Source organism: Bacteroides sp. CAG:633, assembly GCF_000435115.1.
Lineage (GTDB): Bacteria > Bacteroidota > Bacteroidia > Bacteroidales > Bacteroidaceae > Bacteroides > Bacteroides ndongoniae.
This window is the reverse complement of record NZ_FR882966.1, coordinates 1-3,681: the sequence shown is the minus strand read 5'-3', so window position 1 is coordinate 3,681 and position 3,681 is coordinate 1. Positions and strand designations below refer to the sequence as shown.

The window sequence follows — 3,681 nt, the reverse complement described above, 5'->3', positions numbered from 1 at the left end:
CACAAGCAATGCAAGTGCGGCTCACAAGCATAGTTAGAGTGCTAAAGAGGGACTTGGGGACGCTAAAGAGGGAGTTAAACGAGCTGAATGCTCACTCTAATATACACAACATTCGCTTTTTTTGCGAATATTCAAAAAAGAATCATATCTTTGCAATATAATAACGTTGTAAAAGGGCATCAGATGGAAATCTACTTCAACGAAAAGTATTTAGAACAATTATACACAGAAGGTGTATCCGACAAAAAACACCGATACCAACCACAGATAATCCGTAAATACATCCGGATTATTGACCTGATGATAGAACTACCGAATGTACAATCTCTTTTAAACTACAATTCGTTAAACTACGAAAAACTGAAAGGGAATAAAGTAGGGCTTTCATCAGTACGAGTCAATGATCAATACAGAATAGAGTTTGAAGAAAAAGTAAAAGATGGTGAAATCCTTGCAACAATATGCAACATAACAGATTTGTCTAACCACTATCAATAAGTAAAAAGATGGATACCGAAAAGAAAACAGAAATGTGTGCCAACCAGTTAAAACCCGCTTACCCTACACATCCTGGAGAAATCCTGAAAGAAGAAATCGAATACAGAGGTATATCTCAACGGAAACTGGCAGAACAAATGGGCATGCAATATTCCGTGCTAAACGAAATACTCAATGCCCACCGCCCGCTAACAGAGAAAACAGCATTACTGTTTGAGGCTGCTTTGGGAATAGAAGCAGAACCCTTAATGCGTTTACAACTGAAATATAATATGCAGACTGCCCGAAAAGACCAGTCATTCATGGAAAAACTGGCACAAGTTCGCAAAATCGCCGCTATGCTCTGACAAGCATATTACTCCCCGCCATGCTGTTGGATATACTCGCTCGGCGTGCTGCCCGTGAACTTCTTAAAGGCACGGAAGAAGGAGGCTTTCGATTTGAAGCCGCATTTCTCGGCCAAGGTGACCAGCGTATATTTTTTGTGAAGTCCTTCGGCTACCGACTGTTTGAAACGATCTACCCGATAGCTGTTGACAAAGTCGTAGTATCCCATCTTCAGGTAGTGAGTGAATACTGCGGAAAGCACATAAGTGGGATAACCTACAGCTGCCGCTACGTCCGACTGCTTTAAGTCGACATTGAGATAAGGTTGCTGCTCCTCCATATAGCGCTTCAAGGCTTCGATGACAGCCTGAGCTTCGGCTTCGTTCAGTTTCGAGTAACTTTCCGCAGACGACTGCACAACCTCAGGTGTCGATTCAGACGGTTGAACTGGTGGCAGGGTCTGCACCAGACTTTCTACCTGAACATCAGCAACAGGTTTCCTGTTCCGAGTTCTGTAAACGACAAATGCAGATATAGCCAACACTCCTCCCAACACAATCACATAAAGCAACCACGAACGCTGAGTGCCGACAACAAACGAAACAAAATCTTCGGAATCGCGATTCATATACTCGCGCACCCTGAATTTATACTGTCCGGAGGGCAAACCAAAGAAAGATACTTTGTCTTCACCGCTCAAGTCGATCCAAGTGGAATCCTTACCTTCGAGCATATACTGGTATCTGGCCTGTCCCGGTGCACGATAGCCCAACGGGAAGAATTGAAAAGTCACCGTATTCTCATCCGGCTCCAACACAAGTACCGTATCGGAACACAACACATAGTGGTCGGCATACGGTTTACCGTTCACAAACATTTCCGTGATGCGCACTGACAGGTCCGGATATTCCTGTTGTGGAATAATGGTATATACTCCTTTCGTGGCACACACCCATAACTGCCCGTTCTCATCTTTCGCAATCGGAGCTCCGGAACTGACAGACAAACCTGCCTCCATACCGAAAAGCCGATAACCTTCCAGTTTCTCGTCCATCCTCAGCAAACCAGTTGCATCGCCCAACCAATAAAAGCCCAAGCTGTCCTGCATCACCGTATGGCACCTCACCGCATCCAACATCCGGAAATGTTTCAGTTCGTTGTCGGCCACGAGCAGCCGATTGTCGAGCAGACAGAAAAACAAGGTTCCGTCACGCCCTTCGTAAATGGAACGTACTGCAGCAGAACAAACTGAAGGCAATCCGGCTGAAGAACAACGTCCGGTAGAGCGGTCGAACAGCGTCAGTCCCTTGTCCGTCCCGACCCAAAAACGCTGTTTCGAGTCCACATAAATGCCGTATACAATATTTCCCGGCATTCCACTGCCCGAAGCGTTATAGTCGCGTATATCGCCGGAACGCCGGTCGTAAGAATAAAGCCCGTCGGAAGCCGCCAGCCATACCAACCCCTCGCCATCGTCCTGAAACATGAAAATGTCGTTGGATACACAGGTTCGGGTCAACGGAGTTTCCCGGAAAGTCCCGTCCTTGGGATTGAACACAGCCAGACCACCACCACAGGTTCCAACCCAGACTTCATCACCGTTATCGAAAAAAGAGAAAATCAGATTAGAACGCAAATGACCCTCCCCTGCTCTCGAAACACTGACCAGACGAATGTTGCCAGTACGTTCGTCTACACAATAAAATCCTTCGCGTGTTCCGACAAACGTATAATGACCGGTTTTAAGGAAACTGCGCACCCCGACATCGTGGCGTGCAAACAGACCACGTGCATAACGTCGGTACGAGGCATCTCTCTTTTTCAACAGGTTCATCCCTTGATAATAATCGGTTCCGCACCAAATTTCGTCCCCGGCAAGCAAGACCGAAGAAAGCATATTGGATAATAGCCCCTGACCTGTTTCACCATCGTAAGTAAAGTGACGCATGGTTGCTCCTTCCGTAGCTGAAAGCAGATAAAGTCCTTGTCCTTTGGTTGCTACACCAAGCAGACCGGCTTCCCAATCCAAAGCTACAACCGGCACCTGTACATCACTTTTCCAGAAAGAAGAAAAAGTACGCTTCGACAAGTCGAAGGTGATAACCTCACCTTGATGGGTGCCAATATACAGACAGCCTTCCCGTTCCACAAGACAAAACAGACGACCCGCAGAAACCAATGGACAAGGATAAAATTTCAATGCGCCCGAACGAGTGTCACATAGCACCAGTCCCTCGGCTGTCAACAGCCAAGCTTCCTGCGACCCCACTACAGCTATGTCCATAATCAGATTACGAGCGGAAATAGCATTTTTCTCGTCCATCACAATATGACGCAAGCGGCTGCCATCGTAGATATAAAGTCCGTTGGTAGTAGCTATGTAGAGGGTTCCCGATTCGTCTTTACCTAAAGCCTGTACAGGAAAGTTTATTTCGTCGGCAAACATCCGTTCCATCGTACGAGTCACATGATTCATACGCCAGACCCCCTGAATGGTAGCTGCCCATAGTTCATGTTTTTGGGCTTCGATAAGTGCATTTACCAGAAATGGAGCTGGAGCTATGCCTTGCCTTTCTTCAGCAAAATGATAGACCAACGAACGGCGACCGCCGACCCGTTCCACAGTAGCTCCTGTACCTATCCAGACAAAACCGTCCGAATCCTTATAAATGGCGTTAATACGATTGTCTTCGAAACGGCATGTTATTTCATCATTGCCGATAGCCGTTACAGTATACTCGTCAGCGGAAGCACCTCCTGCCGCAACAAACAACAGCACAAATATCAAAAAAAATCTTAGCAAAGGCATTTTCTCGTTCTCCTATATCAATAGTTCGTTAAAAATTAGCCTAGCCT

Annotated in this window: 3 protein-coding genes; 2 read left to right on the top strand and 1 reads right to left on the bottom strand. The window is 46.4% G+C overall.

The genetic code is table 11. The features are described 5' to 3' along the window. Positions 1 to 183 precede the first annotated feature (183 nt). Complete coding sequence (locus QVP67_RS01190; RefSeq protein ID WP_288179768.1) at positions 184 to 498, top strand: type II toxin-antitoxin system RelE/ParE family toxin; 315 nt, start codon at positions 184 to 186, stop codon at positions 496 to 498. A gap of 8 nt (positions 499 to 506) precedes the next feature. Beyond that, positions 507 to 845 carry a HigA family addiction module antitoxin gene (locus QVP67_RS01185; protein WP_022161733.1) on the top strand — a complete coding sequence of 113 codons (339 nt, stop codon included), beginning with the start codon at positions 507 to 509 and terminating at the stop codon, positions 843 to 845. A gap of 8 nt (positions 846 to 853) precedes the next feature. On the opposite strand, the gene QVP67_RS01180 is transcribed toward QVP67_RS01185, so the two are convergent. Then, complete coding sequence (locus QVP67_RS01180; RefSeq protein ID WP_022161732.1) at positions 854 to 3,634, bottom strand: two-component regulator propeller domain-containing protein; 2,781 nt, start codon at positions 3,632 to 3,634, stop codon at positions 854 to 856. Positions 3,635 to 3,681: the final 47 nt, after the last annotated feature.